The sequence below is a fragment of the Methylobacterium sp. Leaf85 genome (genome assembly GCF_001422125.1).
GTDB classification, from domain to species: Bacteria; Pseudomonadota; Alphaproteobacteria; order Rhizobiales; family Beijerinckiaceae; genus Methylobacterium; species Methylobacterium bullatum.
The window spans coordinates 142,291-162,725 of record NZ_LMME01000003.1 but is presented as its reverse complement, the minus strand read 5'-3'; the positions used below and the strand labels follow the sequence as shown (position 1 = coordinate 162,725).

The 20,435-nt window shown below is 53.3% G+C and carries 9 protein-coding genes and 7 pseudogenes; 10 read left to right on the top strand and 6 right to left on the bottom strand.

Annotated features, from left to right (window positions below):
• Window positions 1-452 precede the first annotated feature (452 nt).
• Window positions 453-784, bottom strand: a pseudogene (locus tag ASF08_RS23720) (IS630 family transposase); the annotation flags it as partial.
• 196 nt (window positions 785-980) lie between these two features.
• Window positions 981-1,241: pseudogene (locus ASF08_RS25610) on the bottom strand (IS5/IS1182 family transposase); the annotation flags it as partial.
• A gap of 358 nt (window positions 1,242-1,599) precedes the next feature.
• Between ASF08_RS25610 and ASF08_RS24475 the strand changes: the two are divergent.
• The 4 genes from ASF08_RS24475 (at window position 1,600) to ASF08_RS23705 (ending at window position 11,622) form a co-directional block, all read left to right on the top strand.
• Window positions 1,600-2,007 (top strand): hypothetical protein, encoded by a 408-nt coding sequence (locus ASF08_RS24475; protein WP_156629444.1) that lies wholly within the window; start codon window positions 1,600-1,602, stop codon window positions 2,005-2,007.
• A 1,865-nt stretch (window positions 2,008-3,872) separates the two neighbouring features.
• Window positions 3,873-4,580, top strand: a complete 708-nt coding sequence (locus ASF08_RS24465) for a hypothetical protein (protein WP_156629443.1) — start codon at window positions 3,873-3,875, stop codon at window positions 4,578-4,580.
• A complete protein-coding gene (locus ASF08_RS04040; RefSeq protein WP_082473050.1) occupies window positions 4,567-11,025 on the top strand; it encodes a DUF4214 domain-containing protein in 6,459 nt (2,152 codons plus the stop codon). Before ASF08_RS24465 ends, ASF08_RS04040 begins: the two co-directional genes overlap by 14 nt.
• Before the next feature lie 105 nt (window positions 11,026-11,130).
• Window positions 11,131-11,622: an energy transducer TonB family protein gene (locus tag ASF08_RS23705; protein ID WP_082473049.1), complete on the top strand. Its 492-nt coding sequence runs from the start codon at window positions 11,131-11,133 to the stop codon at window positions 11,620-11,622.
• Window positions 11,623-12,037: 415 nt separating this feature from the next.
• Here the strand turns inward: ASF08_RS23705 and ASF08_RS04035 are convergent.
• A pseudogene (locus tag ASF08_RS04035) lies at window positions 12,038-12,425 on the bottom strand (IS3 family transposase); the annotation flags it as partial.
• Window positions 12,426-12,521: 96 nt separating this feature from the next.
• On the opposite strand from ASF08_RS04035, the gene ASF08_RS23700 reads away from it, so the two are divergent.
• From ASF08_RS23700 to moxG, 4 genes and pseudogenes are all read left to right on the top strand, one after another.
• On the top strand, window positions 12,522-12,710 hold the full coding sequence (locus ASF08_RS23700) for a transposase (RefSeq protein ID WP_082473048.1): 189 nt from the start codon (window positions 12,522-12,524) through the stop codon (window positions 12,708-12,710).
• A 203-nt stretch (window positions 12,711-12,913) separates the two neighbouring features.
• Window positions 12,914-13,137 (top strand): annotated as a pseudogene (locus ASF08_RS25250) (IS630 family transposase); the annotation flags it as partial.
• 866 nt (window positions 13,138-14,003) lie between these two features.
• On the top strand, window positions 14,004-14,363 hold the full coding sequence (locus tag ASF08_RS04025; RefSeq protein ID WP_056141645.1) for a hypothetical protein: 360 nt from the start codon (window positions 14,004-14,006) through the stop codon (window positions 14,361-14,363).
• A 552-nt stretch (window positions 14,364-14,915) separates the two neighbouring features.
• Window positions 14,916-15,455: a cytochrome c(L), periplasmic gene (gene moxG / locus ASF08_RS23690; protein WP_443136799.1), complete on the top strand. Its 540-nt coding sequence runs from the start codon at window positions 14,916-14,918 to the stop codon at window positions 15,453-15,455.
• 185 nt (window positions 15,456-15,640) lie between these two features.
• Here the strand turns inward: moxG and ASF08_RS23685 are convergent.
• Window positions 15,641-15,931 (bottom strand): annotated as a pseudogene (locus tag ASF08_RS23685) (inorganic phosphate transporter); the annotation flags it as partial.
• A gap of 434 nt (window positions 15,932-16,365) precedes the next feature.
• Window positions 16,366-16,627 (bottom strand): annotated as a pseudogene (locus tag ASF08_RS23680) (IS630 family transposase); the annotation flags it as partial.
• Between the two features lie 36 nt (window positions 16,628-16,663).
• On the opposite strand from ASF08_RS23680, the pseudogene ASF08_RS25605 reads away from it, so the two are divergent.
• Window positions 16,664-17,352 (top strand): annotated as a pseudogene (locus ASF08_RS25605) (transposase); the annotation flags it as partial.
• Window positions 17,353-17,639: 287 nt separating this feature from the next.
• Window positions 17,640-18,368 (top strand): AAA family ATPase, encoded by a 729-nt coding sequence (locus tag ASF08_RS23675; RefSeq protein WP_082473045.1) that lies wholly within the window; start codon window positions 17,640-17,642, stop codon window positions 18,366-18,368.
• 276 nt (window positions 18,369-18,644) lie between these two features.
• On the opposite strand, the gene ASF08_RS24460 is transcribed toward ASF08_RS23675, so the two are convergent.
• Window positions 18,645-18,953, bottom strand: coding sequence for a hypothetical protein (locus ASF08_RS24460; RefSeq protein ID WP_156629441.1), 309 nt, complete (start codon window positions 18,951-18,953; stop codon window positions 18,645-18,647).
• Between the last annotated feature and the right edge of the window lie 1,482 nt (window positions 18,954-20,435).

Below are 20,435 nucleotides of genomic sequence, written 5' to 3'. Positions count from 1 at the left end.
CTCCTAACGGCCTAACGCGATGCGCAGTCAATCGAGCGGGCCAATTCTCGGGGATTAATTAGATGGCCGTGCATGCTCCAATCCGGACAATTCGATAAACATATGACGGCTTCGTTTATCACTACACTGCGTTCGACGGCTGCGTTGGATTGCTCGAAATTAGCAAATCTATCGTCTCGTCGCAGTCGATTTAGATCGCCGCAGGTGATGATGAGCAGCGCATCTACATGTTCGCGGCGCGCAAGCTCCTGAAGCAATTTCAAGCGGATGAGTTCTCCGAAGAAATTAGCTTGGCATCTTGAGGAATTTAAGCAAGGTAAGACCCAGCAAACTGGTCCGCGCTGAGCGCACGTTTTTCGGGCATCCTGAACCCTGAAGGAGGGTGGATGCCATGTCTCGCAAGCGTTTCACGAACGAASAGATCGCCTTCGCCCTACGGCAGRCGGAGAACGGCGCGACGGTGGGGCCATGTACAGGCAAACGACGTCCCGGACCTTATCGAAGGCGGGATCGGTCGACCGCTTGAAGGTCTGAGTCTTGTGGGCTGTAGCCCGAAAGCGCGCCAGACCCGCGAGACCATTCTCTGGTACATGCCGACCTGGCGGGCCATAGCGCGTGTCGACCAGTGCGTGGCGTTCTCCGACTGACTCTCCAGCGTGAGGGTGACCATCCCTTATATGGCCGTGTCCGCGACAGCACGCGACGCACCGGTGCGGGGCAGATCGACGAGACCATTAAGGCGCTGGGCAAGGAAGCGGGCACGCCATGTCGTGAAGCTAACCCTCCCCCGATTTCACGGACGCCCTTGATGCGCACCTTACGGGCGGCACACCCGTCGCCTTGCCAAGATCCCACGGAAGAAAGGTGCCGTCATCGACGGCATGGCGGATCTCCAGTTCGAGAAGCCGGTCCGGATCCCCCAACTTCGGTTCGAGGTCGATGAAGAGCGGGCGGCTCTGTACAGCCGGGCGGTTTCTCAGATGCTCGGCATCCGCCGCCGCCTGGACGTTGTAACCGACGTGCCCGCTGCCCTTGCCACTGGTCGCCATGGAGCGCGCGTCGGAATTGGTCAGCGAGACTTGGCCGTCGGGCCCAGCCTCGACCTGCTTGCCCATCGCCCGCAGAATCTGGATCTCCACGCACAGGCCCGCGATCTTCTCCGTGAGCCGTGTCGTACGCGCCTCGGCGACGTCGCTTTGTTCGCGGTCTGCCCGGTCCAACGCTTCGAGGTAACGACCGATGCATGAACCGAATGAATCACCCTCGGGCCCCACCATCGAGGGGGTTACTCGGATGCGCTCCTTGGTCCCCACCCGTCCCGATCATCCTGCAGCGTCGTTCCCGTCCAAAGAAGCAGCCAGATTTACGTATGCCTCGGGCAGGTAACCAAAGAACATTTACATCAATGCCCGATGTTGATCACGATAGAAAAAGATTGTGATTCGAAGGCTGCGTTCTGATAATAAACCGGCAAAACAACAAAAACGGACATAATTCTCCATAAGAGATTAGGGTATTTGAATCACATAATTGTGATTGGCCTTGTTACACAAGGCGATGCGACATAAACAAAATATAGAAAACTGATGAGGAGCTAAAATGCGCCAAGTTCTTTTCCTACTCTTAATGATGCAAATATCGATGTCGTCTATTGCTGTTGCGTCACCAGGTCAAGTTATTACTATCGCGAAAGTCGTAGCGGCCGGGCATACGTTAAAATTGGGAACAATGAGTTCTCTTGATCAAACTTGTAAATCACTAGGTGGTACGGCGGTAAATATCATTGATTCGCCGCATAATGGCGAAATATATGTTCAGCAAAATCGTGATTATCCTAGTTATCCGACCACGAACACCCGCTCGCGATGCAATCTGCAGAAAGTGCCAGTTACGCAGCTCTTCTATACGCCTAATCCAGGATTCAGGGGAGATGACACTGTTATAGTCGAGCTAATAACGCCGCTTGGCGATGTCTTGCGCGAAAGGTTTAATATTTCTGTCCGGTAACATAGCGACGGTAACATTCACTCTTTGGGATGCAGTTCATGCTGCGCGGCAAGATCTTTGGTCGGAGCTTTCGGTCGCTGTAGCGCTGCTCTGACCGCGTGCGTGGTCGTGGCGCAGTCGTGAATGACCAGTCCCATAACGTTTCCCGATGTACGGCAGCTTCAGCTAAACTTATGCCACCGCATCGCGGGAATGCACACCTAACCCGCGCAGCCCTGCCGAGTGCCAACGCCTAAGCGATGGTGTAGTAACGAGCCAAGGCGGTCGACATCGCCACGCGGATCGGCAACGAAACCTCACGGGCCACCGGCATTTCCGCCTAGCTGAAGGACGGCGGCACGCTGGAACGTGCCGCCGTGATCGCCCATGACGCCTCGATCCGCACCACGCAGCTCTATGACCGGCGCTCCGACGAGATGAACCGAGACGAGATCGAGCGCATCCTGATCTGAGCGGATTATAGGCGCTGTGATAGGTAACCGGCATCGTGGGGAAGCGTGACTGGACCACGAACATCGACGAGATTCCCACCGCGGTCGCGTAGGCCAACGAGTTATTGGCCCTTTCGTCGCGTCTATCGAGGGCATCTTCAGGCGGTCAATGCCGCCGACATTCCGGGGCTATGGATACCCCCTTTTTGCTCTGCCCTTCTGACAATAGGGCGAATTGCCGAACCACTTAAACTTTGTCGGCCACCACTTTCGCCCTATGATACGGACTGCGCCTAGACGAAGTATCTGCTCCAACTGACGCTCGTATTCATCGCGCTCAGTCATTCCGCCATGGGGCGACAGGAGGATAGAGCTATTATATGGAATAGACCGATGAACTCGAGTAAAAGCATCATGGCAAATTTATGTAATATATTTTACCGCGACAGCTCGGCTCATAAGAGTAAAGTTTTTGGTTTCTACCTGAAGACTTTATGCGTTCACTCGCTTATTTTTTGCGGGTCTTTTGTAGTCCCATTCTTTTATGCATTTCAAATTCCATGTCTATGTATTGTTATAGTAATTGTTGTGGCGCTATGTGTTTTTAGTGCAATAAAAACAGAACTTTTTTATCACTTAGCGATACCTGTGATAGTTTTTCTTGAGATTTTTTATTGGCTGGCGATGATTAATAGCATTATTACACTATTAGAAAGCGAGGATGATGGCATTAAGATTGTAATTATTGTTGTCGTCGTAGCTTTCGCTTTATGGAGATCTATCAGCTATCTACTTCTATTTTGCAAAGTCGAACTCGGCAGAAGAGATCTATAATAATGGATATCTATGTTTATTTCAAAGACATTGACAATACACATTCCATCGAATGTAAACTCAGCCGGAAACAACCAAAAGCGAAACACTGAAGACCATCATATCTCGCTCATCAAAATATCAAGTGAATTGATCTGACGGAAAAGTGATTCGAATGGCATGATAGATAAGTATCGATGGACATCCGCCAGAATAATGATCGCAACAGTGATATGCATCACCGCTTACGTCGGCTATCTTATTATAAATCTGTACGGTCTCCCTTCCGAATCGATCGAAGGAACAATAATCGCGACGTCTCGGTATACCGAAAGATCTGGCGGTCCCGGATGCTTGATTAAAATAAACACGAAACTTGGATATGCAGAAACTAGAGTTCATGATTTTTGTAATAGCTATTTAGAGAATGGCGACAAGGTCAAATTATTAATTAGCAAAGGCAGATTAGACGGAAGAATTATTATTCTATATGATTCCGTCCAGAGAGACATGTTTAATAGCCACTGGAATAAATAAATAAAATTACAATTTATCTGAGAAGAGCAGATCTATTTTAAAACTGTTCAATCAGAAGCTTGCTGAACGCAATGGAGCTATCGCATGAAATTTCAATTCGTTTACCCACATCTATGGGTCAGACATTTGCGGCTGCGGCGGGCATTAGCATCGTATCCACTTTACGATGTCCCGCATAAAAACAGCGAGCGGGATTTGCCGGAAGCTTCTGTTAGAGAGAACTTTGATTATTTTATGAGTTCTAAGAGCCAGAGGCTCAGTTACCTGACTGAATGGCTGTGGAAGCACTTCCGCGTGAAGATCACCTTTGATCCTCAAGGAATCGAAACCCTGAGCCATTGGATGGATAATTTCGCAGGCGGTCTGACTGCCGGAGAAATGAATGACCGATATGCATTTGAAACTTATAAACCGCTTTGGGTTGGGCAACTTGCTGGACACAACGCAATAATCGACATCGGGACGTTTATAGGAGAATACGTGATTGCGCGGCGGCCTGGGTATTATTGGGATATATATAGAGGGCATCTGGAAGAAGAAGCAACATTTTGTGGGCCTGGTTATTTGCGACCGACGATCTCTGGCCTGCCACGTGGCTGGAAAGCTGGCGTGATCACAAATACATTCAGGGCTGCGATGGATTATCGCAAGGCAAGTCTTATTGGTGCGACTAAAAGTGATAAAGTGCCAGGAAGAATCATAAGTATAATTAAGTCTGTCTTGTATATGGCAAGAGCTTCAGACGAGACCCTCCCCTTCATATTTGGAGATTCGAACAATGAGCCGCTATAATTATACCTCATCTGCAACGGTCGCTGGAGGGCTGGGTTCTTATTTTGTAGGAACAAATATAGTATATAATTATCCAGCTCAAGTATTCAATTATGCTTTTTATACAAGCCCCTATTCGCTAGCGGGCGGGCCGATTGAACAACTTCCGGATGCCCTGCGGCGAGCAGGAATATCGTTTAATGAAACGCCTTACCCAATAGCCCCCGGTTCAACAACCCCCACTCCGCGCACAATACGTGTTAATAATCAAAACGGAAACCTTGCCGTTATTGCTGAAGCTGCCCGGCAAAGCAATGCTCATGGGTCATCGATCACCAGAATGGAGATAAATCAGGGGAGTGGTTCAATTTTAAGAATGACCAGCACTCGTGGGAGGCCGCGGACGCTTGATCTTTACACAAAGCGAAAAGATTTTATTAAAGGCGCGATAGAGGAGTATACCGAAGTAAAATCCGGTGAAATGAAATTAGGGGGCACGACAGGTGGCACGACTGGAATTCAAGTGCCGTCTGACGCTGATAATTTCGCAATCCTAAAGAGCCAAGTACGCACACCGCGAGCAATAGGACAAGGTCTACGTCTGGGTGGCGCGGCTTTAGGTGCTGCGGGTATAACCATCGACGCGTTCTCGACCTACGGTCAGATTCAAGACCAAGTGGATAAGGATGATCAGTATGGGGCTGGGCTATCGGCTGCACAGTTTGTCGGACGATCTGGTGGAAGCGTGCTTATTGGTGCTATGGCGGGTGCAGTCACGTTTGGCGAGGGAGGCTTCTTAAGCGGCAGTGTTGCGCCGGGTGTCGGTAATCTAATAGGCGGTGCCATAGGCGTTGTCGCGGGCGGCGTGTTTGGTGGGATCTTTGGTGAGGCTGCCGTTGCGGGTGTATATAACGGAGTCGTATCAGCGATTGGTGGAAGCACTACGCAAGTTGATGCTAGCTCAGGGCTAACAAATACGGGCCCATCTAACGCTTTTGATTACGCTTCTCAAAGTACTAGCCAAACCTTTGCTCTGGGTATCAATCAAACCGGCGTAGCGACAGATAACACAGCCCTTGGCAACCCCACGGGGGCATCTGCGCCGATGCCTCAGCTTGAGGTCCCAGTCGACGGAAATAATGGAATGGCTAACACAGTGCCTTCCATCGATACGTCAGCTGCGGCAGGTTCCAATCAATTCGCTTATAGTGATCCAGATAATTCTTACATACTGCCTGACTCGACCTATGATTATTTCAATAATGCATACAACGGTAATGGATCTGGGTATTTTGGAAACGACTTCGGCGACGGCGGCTTCGGTGGCGGCGATCTCTTCGGTCCCATCGTTCTGGACCTGACGGGAAACGGTATTTCCGTCACTCCCTTGACCTCCTCGAATACGTTCTTCGATGTGGCGGGGGATGGATACCAGCACCAAACCGCCTGGGCGGGAGCGGGCAATGGTGTGCTGGTGATCGATGCGGATGGCGACGGCAAAATCACGCAGCAGAACGAGGTCGTTTTCACAGAGTGGGATCCCACCGCGACCACGGACATGCAGGCGCTCCGCGACATCTTCGATACGAACCATAACGGTCAGCTCGATGCGGGCGATGCCCAGTTTTCGTCCTTCAAGATCATGGTCACGAATGCCGATGGCACGACGTCCCTGAAGACGCTCGCCCAGGCCGGTGTTCGTTCGATCGACCTGACGTCCGATAAGACAAGCCAGGTGTTCACCGACGGCTCATCGGTTGACGGCGAAACGACCTTCACCAAAACGAACGGCACTACCGGTACTGCCGCCACAGTGACATTCGCCTATGACGCGACGGGGCATGCGGTAAAATCGACGACGACCCGGCCCGCGGATGGATCGACCGTGATCGACCGCAGGGCATTCAATGCCGATGGAAGCTTGGCATCGGAGACCGTATCGACCGTTTCTGCGGACGGGCTGAAGAGGACCCTTACCTTCGACACATCGGGTGACGGTGTCATCGACATCGTGCAGACCGACCTGACGGTGAACAACGCCGATGGGTCCCGAACCGAGACCCTCACCAACGCCAATGCGTCCGGCATTCTTCAGGACAAGGTGACGACGACAACGAGCGCCGACCGCAAGACGATCACGATCCTGCGCGATCCGGACGGGAACGGTGTGGTGGATCAGAAGGAGGTCGACGTAACGGCGTCAAGCGGAGCGAAAAGCCTGACCGTGACCGACTTGAACCCGGACGGTTCCACGGCCGACGCGGTGATCCACACCGTCTCCGCCGACGGCCAGACGGGAACGACCAACTCGGACGTCGATGGTGACGGGACGTACGATCTCACAACCGTGGACGTGACGACGACCGGAAGTGACGGATCACGTCGACAAGTCGTCACCGACATCAATGCAGACGCGTCGCTGAGGGATCGAACGATCACCACCACCAGCGCGGATTCGCTGACACAGACCATCAAGACCGATGCCGATGGCGACGGGGTGTACGAGACCACCCAATCATCGACCATCGTCCGTGCCTCCGCCGGGGCCACGACGACGACGGTATCGAGCAGGGGAGGAGGCGGTTCGCTGCTCTCATCCCTGGCAACCACGATGACCTCGGACGGCCTCAGCACAACGACCAGACAGGACATTGACGGAAGCGGCACTGCCGACGTCACACGGACCGATGCCACGGTCGTCGGGGCCGACGGGAGCCGCACCCAGACGATCACGGACACGAACCTCAAGGGTATCCTGCTCGACCGGACGACCATCGCGAAAAATACCGATGGGGTTACGAGAACGACAAGCACCGATGCCGACGGAGACGGGAATGTCGATAGCGTCGACCAAGTCGTGCTGAACGGCAGCGGCTCCGTCACCGAGACGGTCTCGAACTATACGCCAAACGGCGCGACCCTCTTGAACCGGGCCACGACGACCACGAGCGCGGACCGACTGACGAAAACGGTGAAGACCGATATCGATGGTGACGGGAAAACCGATGACGTGGCCGTTGTCCAGACGGTCGTCAACGCCGATGGTAGTTCGACCGTCACCACGAGCGACCGCAGCAGCTCGAACGCCCTTCTGAGCCAATCCATCGTCACCACAAGTGCGAACAAGCTCAGCACCACGACGCAGAGCGACATCAACGGGGATGGGACCTACGAGTTCACCTCGACCGCAACAACCGTAAATCATACGGCCGGTAACAGGGTCACGACGGAACTGACGAAGAGTGCCAACGGTGCGCTGCAGAGCAAAACCGTTACAGCGCTCAGCGCCGATCGTGACACCACCACGATCACGAGTGACGTGAATGGGGACGGTAAAACCGACACCGTGGAAACGATCGATCGACAGGCCGACGGTAGCACCATCGACACCACTAAGACCTTCAGCCCTGACGGCAGCGCGGTCGCGACCGCCATCAAGACAACCTCCGCTACCGGGCTGGCGACGACGATCCAAAACGACGTCAATGCGGACGGTACGAGCGATACGACGACAAGCGACATAACAGTGCTTCAGAACGATGGGAGCCGCGTCGATACCGTGTCGTCTCTCGGACAGAAAGGCGTCCTTCGCAGCAGAAATGTCATCACAACCAGTGCATCGGGCCTGTCGACCGTCACTCAATCCGATGCAGATGGCAATGGCATCGTCGATCTCGTGACGAACTCCGTGACCTCCCTGAACAAGGATGGAAGCCGTTCCACGACAGTGACACAAGCTGCGAATGGCACCACGTTGAACAGCACCGTTACGACAACGTCGGGAAATGGACTGTCGAAGACCGTTGTCGATGATTTTGATGGCGACGGTGTCGATGACTTGACCTCCGACGATGTCACAAATCTGAATTCGAGCGGAACGACCACGGAAACAGTCTCGGAGCGGAACAGTTCGGGGACGTTGATTGACCAAAAAACCGTGACGACCAGCGTAGACGGGAAGTCTATCACCACCCGTCGGGATATCGATGGCTCTGGTACGAATGACGACGTCGAGACGGTCGTGACGCAGGCGGATGGCACCCAAGTCGATACAGACAAATCCTACAGCACCTCAGGAGGTTTAATACAAGTCCTTACAAAAACTACGTCGGCAAATGGATTATCCTACACAGAGAATCTCGATATCGACGCCGACGGCAAATTGGATGAAACCCAAACCGATATCATCATCATCAACGCCGATGGCAGCAAAACCGAGACCTACACCGACACCAATATGAACTCGAAGATCCAACCGGACAGCCACGGAGATTTTAGCAAGATCATCACCCAAACCAGCGCCAACGGTTTATCGAAGGCGATTACGGTCACGGGATCAAATGAAGGAATCCCGATCGACCATGTCACAACCGATGTCGTCACCGTTTCGGCCGGCGGCGAAACGACGGAAACGAGGGTGCTAACATTCAATAGTGATGGCAATGGCCCCTATTTGCTTAACAAGATGGTGACGACGCAGTCCGCTGACGGACTTTCAAAATCGATGAAACTCGATGAATTTGGCCTGGGCATTTACAATATCACAGATGCAACCGTCATCAACGCGGATGGTAGCTCCACGGAAACGTACATTGAAAATTCCGAGACGGGCTCGCTGCAAGAAAAAGATGTTACAACGATCAGCGCGAATAAACTTAGTACGACAGTTCAACGCGATACCGACGGGGATGGTCATTTCGACCAATATAAGTCGACCTCCTTTACGACGGACGGAAGCCGTACTGATGTAATTTGGACGACCGATGCGGCTGGCCAGCTTCGAGATAAAACCAGGACGATAACGAGCGCAGACGGCCGATCACTGAATATCACCTTTGACTACGACGGCGACGGCGCAGTTGATGCCTCTCAGTCACAGGTATCGGTGATTAACAAGTCCGGGAGCACGACGCAAACACGAAGCGATTTCAACTCGAATGGTTCACTCCGAGATCAAATCGTCACAAATACGAGTGCGAACGGGTACAGCATCACGGGGACGATCGACGGGAACGGAGATGGGGTCGCCGACGAATCTTTCTCCAATAAAACCGTATTCAACGCCGATGGTTCAAGCGTGAATACCGTAAGATCTGCCTACTCAGACGGAACATTAAAAAGCAAAGCGATCACAACAGTATCGTCAAATGGACTCAGCATAAATATAAACAGGGATTTCAACGGAGACGGAAAGGTGGATGTGCTCGAGCAGGACGCAACTCTCGCCAGCGGCGTAAAAACGACAACCGTCACTTACTACGACTCTAACGCGAAGCTATCGGCTCGGGATATCAAGACCGTCAGCGCCGATGATCGCCAGACCTCCATCTTACACGACTTCAATGGAGACGGGGACGTAGATGCCATCGATCTCGAAGATCATATGGCGGATGGAAACGGATCTTACGATATTGCTGCTCAGGACGCTTATTCGACATTGTACGAAGGCAATCACACGATTGACGAAAACGGTGTGGATCATGTCAACTCACTCCCAGGCGACGGCGATGGGAATCCAATCTTGTATGTTAATACGCTAAAACAAGAAAGCAAAACTAACTCAATACTTGATGATATCTATGACGTTATCCTGGATCGTGATTTGACGAGTGCTGAACGGCAGTCGTTCTATCAGTATGGCAATTTTGTCAGGTTGGAAGACGCGGTCATCTCTGGCGTAGAATTCTACCAGAAATACGGAACGACCACGAACGCTGAATTCGTCGAGCAGATGTATCGCAACGCCTACGGCCGTTCGGCGGAGTTGTCGGAACTGAATGCATGGATCGATAAGGTTGGATTTAGCAAGGCCGGTCGGGTTAGTCTCGTGAATACATTAGCTAGTAGCGCAGAACATTTGACAATCGGGAACACGCACGCCGTCACCAACAATACGCAAAACTTCTCTGGTTCGCTCTCGATCGATCGCACGACGGATCGTGCCGTCGCTCAGAACATCGTCGACAGTCTTTATATTACCGGATTGGGCCGACATGCCGATAGCGACGGTTCCGCTTCCAATACGAATCTCTTGCTGAATGGGGGGCTGACAGACTATCAGATCGCGAATGCTTTGATCACCTCTCAGGAGTTTCAAGACCGTTACGGCACTCTGAACGATTCCCAATTTGTCGCCCAGATGTTTCAGAACGGTTTGAACCGTGCCCCCACGTCAGCGGAACTCTCGGCCTGGTCTCAATCGCTAACGGCCGGTTCAATCTCGCGAGCCGATTTCGTTTCGGACATCGCTGGTAGCCCTGACCACCTGGCAGCAACGGCGGTTACTCCACCTGCCTCCACGACCTTTTCGAGTACGACATCCACGGCAGACGACGCACACTCTGCGAGTGTCAACCGAATGATCCAGGCGATGTCGACCATGACGAGCAGCTCGAGTTCGTCATCCCATCTCGTGACGGCCGCTCAATCCGCCCATGAGCCGAGCTTGGCTGCTGCTCATCACTGATAGGCTTCAGAAGCGGCGGCTTTTCTGTCGGGCTGCCGCTTTTGTCCTGGATGTGAACTGTCAAGACGGCTAGGTCGGCCTTGAACAGCAAGAGAACCATGGACCATGGTCTCTCCAGTCTTCCAGAATATCTCGTTTGGAATTAATAGAAAATGGCAACGCCATGAAGGTCTTAATATGCGGCGGCTGATAAATTTTATTCGAGTTTCGGTCGGTTTGATCTCTTTTGCCGCCGCACAGCGATGTGACGCAGAGACCGTTAACGAATGGGCTCAAGCTACAGCTGAGCATATCCGCTGCCACCTCATGTATCCGCCAAATACACGTTTTTCTTCGCCTCTGAAGGTCATCGTGCGGTGCAACGTGTCGGCAGATGGAAGTGTCAGCGATATTAATATCGAGCAAAGTAAAGGAATTATTGCGTTCGATCAGGCTGTTATCGCGGCTGTTGAAACCGCTGACCCCATGCCAAATCCTCCCTTTGTCGGACCAAACGGGCTCATCGACGCGAAACTTCCGCTGGTCTTCAGCCCTCCGAGAGCGACTTTGGCTCGATCTGGACTGCCGCCGTCGACGTGTAGAACGTATGGTATGTGACCGAGCGGCAATCGGAGACACCTCACCGACGAAAGAATTATGCAGGCTAACCGTCAAACGTGGATGAACGTATTTTTAGAAGCAAGATGGTTGTGCTTATTGTTGCATCTACGTAGCCTTCCCTCAGGGATGTTGCGCCCGTATTGCGCTCTGATTGTGGTCCACCTAAGTGGTGGTTGCAGTAGCCGTCTGAGGGCAACAGGCCTCAATTTCGATTGACGACTTCCGTCGTACACGCTTGTCCCCTCAGGGCAAGCGTATGGTCCACTGACACACCCGGACGAATGCCGTCCATGGGCGAACAGAACGCAGCGGTTTTTGCCACCGGCTCGAACTGAACCCCAGTCGTGTCCCTTTGGTCTGATATCGTACCGGCACGGGCCAGGAGCGACGCCGTGCTGATGATCGAGATCCGGCGCGGGGCAAGGCACTCGCGGGTGAACTCATGGATGAGGTTCGACATCCGGTACTTGCGCCCGTTGTGCGTGCGATGTTCGACGAAGTCGTAGGACCAGACGTGCTCGGGACGCTTTTGCCGTAAGCGAAGGTAGGAGCTGTCGTTGAGCCAAAGGCGCGCCCGTTTAGGCCGGCGAGCCGGGACCTTGAGCCCCTCCCGTCCCCAGATCCGTCCGAGTCGCTTCACGTTTCCAGCCATGACGCCGGAGCAAGGCCGTGATCCGACGGTAGCCGTAGCGTCCGTACTGGAGAGCCAATACGACGACAGGGGCGGTCAGAGCAGCCTCGTCCTCGACCAGGACGGCAACCCTGCGCTGCGTCGAGGGATGCTGACCCAGGACACGGCAATGCGCAGACCCGCGAGGTCTAGCGGCTGCAGCGCCTCCTCAAGGCCGAGATGAAGTGGTTCGTGGCCGAGGTCGATGCCTCGCCCGGCCTGACCGATCGACTATCAGAGCGTCGAGGGCATCGGCCGGCGGCGCACCGCGCTGACCCTGCTGATCGACATGCCGGAGCTGGGGCAGCTGTCACGCGAGCAAGCCGCCTGCCTGGCAGGCCTCGCGCCGCTCGATCACGACTCCGGCACGCACAAGGGCCTACGCCGCATCGGTGGTGGACGCACCAGCGTGTAGCATGCCCTCTACACGGCAGCCCTGCCGGCCAGCTTCCGCTGAAACGTGGCGCTGTGCGAACTCTACCAGCGTCTGGTCGCCGCCGGAAAGCCGCACAAAAAGGCTCTGACCGCCTGCGCTCGTAAGCTGCTCATCTATGCCAACGCCGTCCTCCAGCGCGGGACCCCGTGGACTACGACAGAGCCACTTCTTAATGGTTGCTAAGCTTGTCGAAGGACGGCGCGACCTGCCCCGAAAAGGGCAAGGGGGCCGGCTTGGTCATGCCCCGTTGCGGCACGCCGGCCATGATGGAGCACCTCGCCGAGATCAGCCGAGCCGTTGATACGGGTCGCACGCCGTGCTGATCCTCGATGGCGCGGGCTGGCACATCGCTGGCGACCTCGTGGCCCCCGACAACATCACCTTGTTGCCGCTGCCGTCTCATGCTTGACGATGATGGCATGTCCTTCATAGCCTCTCGGGGTGAGGCTTCTGCGCAGACCATATAGGTAGATAGCTTATAATTAGATGTACTTTAACTGTTGAACATCATAATAAGAGAATTATTTGTCCAATTTAGAAATATGATACCTATCTAATCGTGCTAATACCTCCGAAATTTTCGCTCGGTTAATTGCATTTTAAGAACGAATCTCCTATTGGAACCAAGATAGAAGATTCCCTGCATATTGAAGGAGGTTTAGGAAAGCTCGCCCCCAAGGTCGGGCCGCCACAGGCGTCGGGCGGCTGGCGGTCCGTGCTTTCCATGCCCACGGACTTGGTCCCGATCGTCCGATCACGCAGGGCTTGATCGCCCCCAGCACAGCGCTGATCGCAGAGGCGGTCTGGGAGATTAGCATCGAGCGGGGGATGACGGGGATGCACCGTAGAGATCCCGCGTGCTCCAACCGAGTGCGACGGCTTCGTCCGACAGGCGCTTGAGGATATCGGTGTCCCTCAGGTGGGAAGCCTCTGAGGCCGGGGCCAGGCGAGGCGCAGGAGTATAGATCAAGGAAGCCTTTGCACCCCAGTTGCGGGTCGGCAGGCGTGATCGAGTGCGGGGTTAAGGCCGACATCCATTCCGACAGTGTAACGCGCCGGGGGGATTAGGGGATCGCGCGGCCAAGGCGCGAAGTCTTCAGGCCCGACCCGAATGGTTAGATGGTACGTCAGCGACGTGCCGTCTTTTGTAAACCGGTCAGATTCCGTGCGCTGGGGCGAGGAACCCGTCTGCCTTCCGATGCAGATGCTCTGCTTACCCGAAAGCCCGGTGTTCGACCAGAAAGACAGATATGTCCTAATGATGGGTATGAGATGACCAATCCAGCCACTTCTAACAAGCTGCTGACCTTGCAGAATTTCAGCATGATATTGCGCGCCAATCTGATCACTCTGGAGAAAATCAGGGGGACGGTCGAAGACGCTTTGGCAAGTGCCATCCAGGCAGAGGTCGCTGTCCGCAGGATGGGACTTCGCGAGGCGAACCAGCAGGTCGATAACAACTCGGATGCGCTGGCCGATGCCAGCCGCCTTCAACTGGAGAGCAACGAAGCGTTCCAACAGATTCGCGAGCAATTCGCTGAAATCTGTGCGTGCATCGAGATCTTGAAAGCGAGAATCATGACCCTGGATGCGGAGATACAATCGGCTCGAATGGATCGAGGCTCCTCTTAAAATGCGGGCTGCAACCATGCGCACGAAATTGTTCTTCTAGTTTCACCGGAAATGGACCATTCGATAGCTTTATGCTGCTAAAATATGCGGGTTGCTAAGGTAAGCCGTTGGTCCATCGTCGACTATGCTGCTTCCAAGGGAGCTGTTCGTCTATGCACAGGATCGGATGGGTCGTCGTGCGCAAGGCTGTCGCCATGCCACGGCGGGGATCGACATCTGGACTTGTGAAAATGCGGAGCTTCGAGCGGCGCTATGCGCAGAGTGCGGGCTCAAAAATCAGCTTGCCACGGTTTAGCGATCAATTTAATCCCAGTTGTGGAGGTTAACTGGAAGCAAGTATCATAAGTGCATAATAAGAAGAGGCATTTATAATAAGAATAGCTGCGATAATCAGCTATCTTAGTATATATTTTACGCCATATAACTTGACTTTAATTCAGTGATGATCGAGACGCCTAACGTTGGCATCAAGCTCGATGTGAATGACTGGATTGATCTATGAAACCTGAAATTAAGATTCGATTGGCGGCATTCGCGGCTATTTTTATCAGCATGAGTCTGCCGACTATTGCTCAGCCGAGCTCTGCGCCTCAGGATGGCATCGTATTCCGTAATACGATTACGGGGGAGGCTTTAGATACTAATGAAGGCAAACCCGGTGGGCGTGACACGCCTGCGGTGAAGGAGTTTTTCAAAACGGGAAAGAACCTTTATATTGATGATAAATCTTGCTTAAGAAATGGCGAGAGTTTATTCCTGACATCGTGCTCAGGTTGTCACGGGCATCTTGCTGAAGGTAAGGTTGGTCCGGGGCTAAATGATAATTATTGGACCTACCCTCTGAATACCGAAGATACAGGCCTTTTCTCGACAATCTTTGGCGGTGCCAATGGCATGATGGGCCCTCATTACGAGGATCTAAACCCGGATGAGATGCTTCAAGTCATTGCGTGGGTCCGGCATCTTTACACAGGGCCCGTAAAAGATGCAGCATGGCTAAATGAAAGTCAGAAGAAAAACTATACTCCATACAAAGAAGGTGAAGTTCAAGATAAAGACGCAAAGGGCCAATGCAAGCCTTTAGATAATTGATCATTATAACTTAGTGACATTATCTGTGTTGGCGTGTGGGTGGGCGGCCGCGGCTTTCCGAAATCGTCACTGTCGCGGATGCGAGTGGTGACGATGGAGATCTCCTGAAATGCGGTCGCCCGAACCGGCGAGTGCGCTCCCGTAGCATCCATCATCTCAGAAAACGTGTCGCAGGATGAAGAAGAGACGCCCGCCAGGGTTATGGCGGCCGGCAGCGTCAGGGCAACGGCCAGCGCCATGTTGCGAACGGTTGACATCTGCAGGCCCAAATCGTTGGCCGCCATGGTGCCGGCGGCGACCATCTCGGCGGAAGCGCCCTGCGCGTAGGTGAGATGGGTCTTGCCGATTCTCGCGACGACGGTGACGACGATGCGCTTCCAGCCAGCCATCGTGCCGAGGCCAACAGACAGTGCGACGCATACCTTGACCCAAGTTGGGATGTAACGTGTCCCATCGTTGAGGAGGCCTGTATGCGCGGCAGGCTATGACTTATAGGGCTGGCTCGGCGTCTTTGCTAGGGTTGGCCTGGCTGCCCTTGTACCCCTGTTGCTGGTGGCGGTGGAGGGGGATGCCCCGATCAAGTTAGCAATTCCTTGAGCCCCCGACGCGTTCAGAGTGCGCTTCGGTTTGCTGGTGGATTGGTCCCCTCATAAGGCGACGCTTGAGCGGCGGCGCAGTTTCCCGGCCATCGCAAGCGCGGGCCACCTCCCGTAAGTGCTGGCTTTCACGGATCAACGCTTTGGCGCGAGCCATACGATCAATGGTTGTCACGGCATATATCTCTCTATCAGGATCAACGCCCAAGACGCTCGCCCACGGGCGGGGAACCCTTGCCAGCCTTCTATGACAGGGATCTGTCACATCGAGAGATGGTTCCGACCGTCCTGACCTCTCCTAGAGCCGTGCCCGCTCAGGTTGGATCATAGGCATCGTATCCAGCAGCGGTGAGATAGTTGCTGCACTCCTGTGGCCGGAAGGCAGAGAAAGCCTCTCGAATGGCGATGGTAAGTGCGTTAGCGGTTAGTTTGGTTCGCGCTGCAACGGTCCGAAGGAGGGCTTTGGCTTTGACCAGGACCTGCCCGATAGGGTTCAAGTATGGACTGTAGAGCGGGAGGTAAAGCACCCGTGCGCCCACCGCCTCGATGGCCACGCACACCGGCGACCGTGTGGGCGTTCCAGATTGTCGCGGAAGACGGTGCCCACCGGCCTTGAGCACACCGTTCCCGCAGGCCCTGGAAGAGCACGGCCTGAGATGGGTCGTCGGGATCACTGGGCGCAACAAGGTCTACCCGGGCCGACGTGGCGATGATCGTTCCCGTCGCGGGGCGTGGATGACCGCGCCAGCATCCAGTGCCGGATCGGGTCTCGGTCTCGGCCGAGGTGATCCTGGCGGACATGACCGGCCGAGCGGTGACGTGGCGATACCAAGGGTCGGCTGCAGGCGTGCTTCTGTGCGTTGCGCGTCCGAATGGCCGATGGGCCGACGCAGCGGATCAGTGGAAAAGGCAATCAGCACCTGCCCGGTGACGAGGTGTGGCTTGTGCGCGAGGAGCGATGCTCGGGCGAGCGCGAGCTTTACCTCTCGAACCGGCCCGCCGATGCGACCCTCAAGCAACTGGCCGCCACGATCAAGGCGCGCTGGATCTGCGAGCAGGCGCATCAGCAGATGAAGGAGGATCTCGGCCTGGACCACTTCGAGGGCCGCTCGTGGACCGGGCTGCATCGACACGCGCTGATGACGATGATGGCCTACGCCTTCCTTCAGCACCGACGCCTCAGCGGCGGGTCGGAAGAAAACAATCGCTTGCCCATCGCCCCAGCCCTCGATGCCGGCGATTTGCCGAGGCATTCTGGATCATCTCAGCCAGCCGCCACCGCAGCGATGCCCACACTGTGATACCGTGCTCGATCGGTCACTGTGGAATCAGTCTGGCAAAGTAGTGTCAAGCCGCAAAGCGCGAGCACCTAGTGATTCACTCGCACCAGTAGCGCCGCGCATCGGAAGAGTCGCCCTTACTGAACGTCCGGAGTAGGATGCTCCAGAATGGCTGCCTTCTGCGGTGTTAACTGTAAATCGGTATTGTCGGCGACGCGCAGGGCGGTCGCTGATGGGGCAATCTGCTAAGGCGGCTGAATTTACAAATAAAGGGAAGGTGGTCTGCAGTGAGGCATCAGCGAAGGACGTTGCCGCCGCCATACTTGAGAAGAGTTTGGCTCAACGAAGAGGCAAATTGCGACCGCACGACATATCCTTACTGCCTGCCGCTCTTTAGAGATGGGAAATTTGAACTTGTGCTAGACCGCCCCATTGCCATCATTGCTGGAGAGAATGGTGTTGGTAAATCCACTCTTTTGGAAGGGATCGCGGTCCTGGCCGGCTTCAACGAGAGTGGTGGCGGTCAAGGATATCACGCCGTCGACAATTCCCAAGCGGTAGAGATCGGCGGTGGAGAACTTGCTCGATCCTTAAAAGCCAGTTGGCTTCCTAAAATTAGCCAAGGATGGTTCTTTCGAGCAGAAAGTTTCTTCTCTGTAGCTCGGTATCTTGATGAGATGGGTAGCCCATCCGCTAATTTCCTCTCTTATTCACACGGTGAAGGATTTATCCGATTTTTTGAAGAGCGCTGCGGGAGGCCTGGAATTTTCATCTTCGACGAGCCCGAGTCCGCACTGTCACCCAAACGACAGTTCGATTTTCTTAGACTGCTTTCGAGGATGGAGGCAGCAAATCAAAGCCAAATTTTGATTGTTACGCATTCACCCATCATCATGGGCTACCCAGGCGCTCAATTGATGCGGATGACACGATATGGATTGGACCCGGTTGAATTACAGAATACCGAACATTTTCAAATTCTGCGGGAGTTCGTGAGCGATCCTGACGGCATGATCAGGGCGATGATCAATGGATAAACCCTTTTAGAACGTGCCTGGCGTAAGCCGGATGGAGGCTTCGAAAGTATGCGCGTCACAAACGCGATCGCCCACTCGCACGACTCTGCCAAAAAGGTATGCCACCAAAGTGTGCGCCACTGGCAGGGAATGAGTCTGAGCATTCTGTAATCTCAGGTGCCTCAAAACAGAGGATGTTGACGCCGTCTTAAGCTACACGAAGGTCCATCAAGGCTCTTCAGGCGTGAGCGCCAAAATAGTATTAGGTGAAAAAGCTTTCTCTGCGGAAAAGGTACGTCATTTTTGATCAAAAACAGCAAGGGATGACATTTTTGATAACACAAGTATCAAATTTGGCAACTCTTGTACGTTATCAAAATGTTGTTTGACGATCCCATTGAGTTCAGTTGTGGAGAGCTCCGCCTCTCCAGATTCCCAAACCAATAAGTCTGCCTCAACCTCTCCTCGGCGCAAATTGATGCTGCAATAAGAATTAAGTAGAAACAGCGGCGAGCGCGCGAATCGACCGGATACTCCTCCTGCATTAAGTAAATCCTCGACGGAGCACCACCATACCTCAAGAAAGTCTAATACACCCACGCTCATGGATCTCCAATTATGCATGCTATAAAAGTCGCTGACGACATCTCATAGGAGCAAGTTCAAAAATTCGCGTAGTGACGTTGGGACCGGGTATGACAGACCAATCTGATCTGCCTGGCGGTCTAAATGAGGGTGTGAGAACATCAAGTTCCGCAATAACCGAGCCTGCCCGAGCACTCGGATAAGCGGCCTGTGTTTCGGTACGCACCTTTGGATCGAACTCACTTTTTGCATCAGGGGAGCTGACGGATCTTGGCTTCGGTCGTCGGAGATTCTGCCCTGCCTCGCAGCCTATCTACGGGGATGACGTGGAACCGCAAAACCGTCACAAGACTAGAAAGTCCAGCATCGTTCGTTGCCAATGCATCCATCCTGGCACCTTGAGCGCTGGGTACCGTTTGGCGAGTTGCCCGAATTTATACGACTCCTGCACGAATTTCGACCCGATGTCTAAATCGCATCCATCACAAAAACGTGTCTGGTGTCCGTTCGACAACTAGAATAGCCAATAGATAGATCGAAAAATGACATAAATCCGTAAAGCAAGATGACGAGCCATAGGACAGTAGCTCTATATTGCAGATAATTCATATCTATCTGGTTCTGAGCATGCAGAGAATGCGGTGACGCAGCGCACGTTGAAATCGGTACTAATTTTTGCAACATCATGCACAGTTTTGCTGTGCACTATCGTTATGCATTATCTTGGTCACGTCATCGTTTTCCCGGACTGCGTGTTGTCGATCCCAATTCATTACGTTTTTCCGATCGAATTTATAATGTTCCCAGCTATAAATTCGTCGAGCTGCGCGAAACAGATCGTCTTGTTTTCTGGCGTATCCGCAGTCGTCATCTCTATCCTCTGCGTCGCCAGGGTCTATGTCTCGACGGAAGATATCGACATATCTATTCGCCAGGATTATTTTGCGTATCAGCGAAGACATACGATTACGTTATGTCTTGGAGTTTATCTAAGATTTCAATCTCTATACTTTCTTATTGCGTTTGATTCTGTGGGGGGCAATGTCAGCTATGAGCGTTATAATACAGGACGGTTCCTGGCTTCAATAAGTCCAATCCTGTTGAGTTTAAGCAGCGTATTGATAGCGATTTGTATTGTTTGTAAAATATACGCTTATTTTTATAGAAATAAAATCAAGGCAACATAGAACGAAGTTCTGGCTGAATCTGCTGGTATAGGAGAAATGAAATGTCAGAAATCAATGAGTTTCAGGATTGATTAGGGTCGATTGGCTTCAGCTTTGTGTTAGCTGAACGAATGGATCGACCATTCATGACGGATCGCAGCAGGTAGATTCAATCATTGGCAGTGACACGCAATATGTCTTACGATTCTCAGAAAATAAATGTCATTATTTTAAGTTGTACGACGATTGTTGCGATTCTTTTTGCTGCGTATCTTACTTTGAACTTATACGGCACCCCTACAGAGCCGATTGAAGGAAGAATAGTCGGGATACTTAA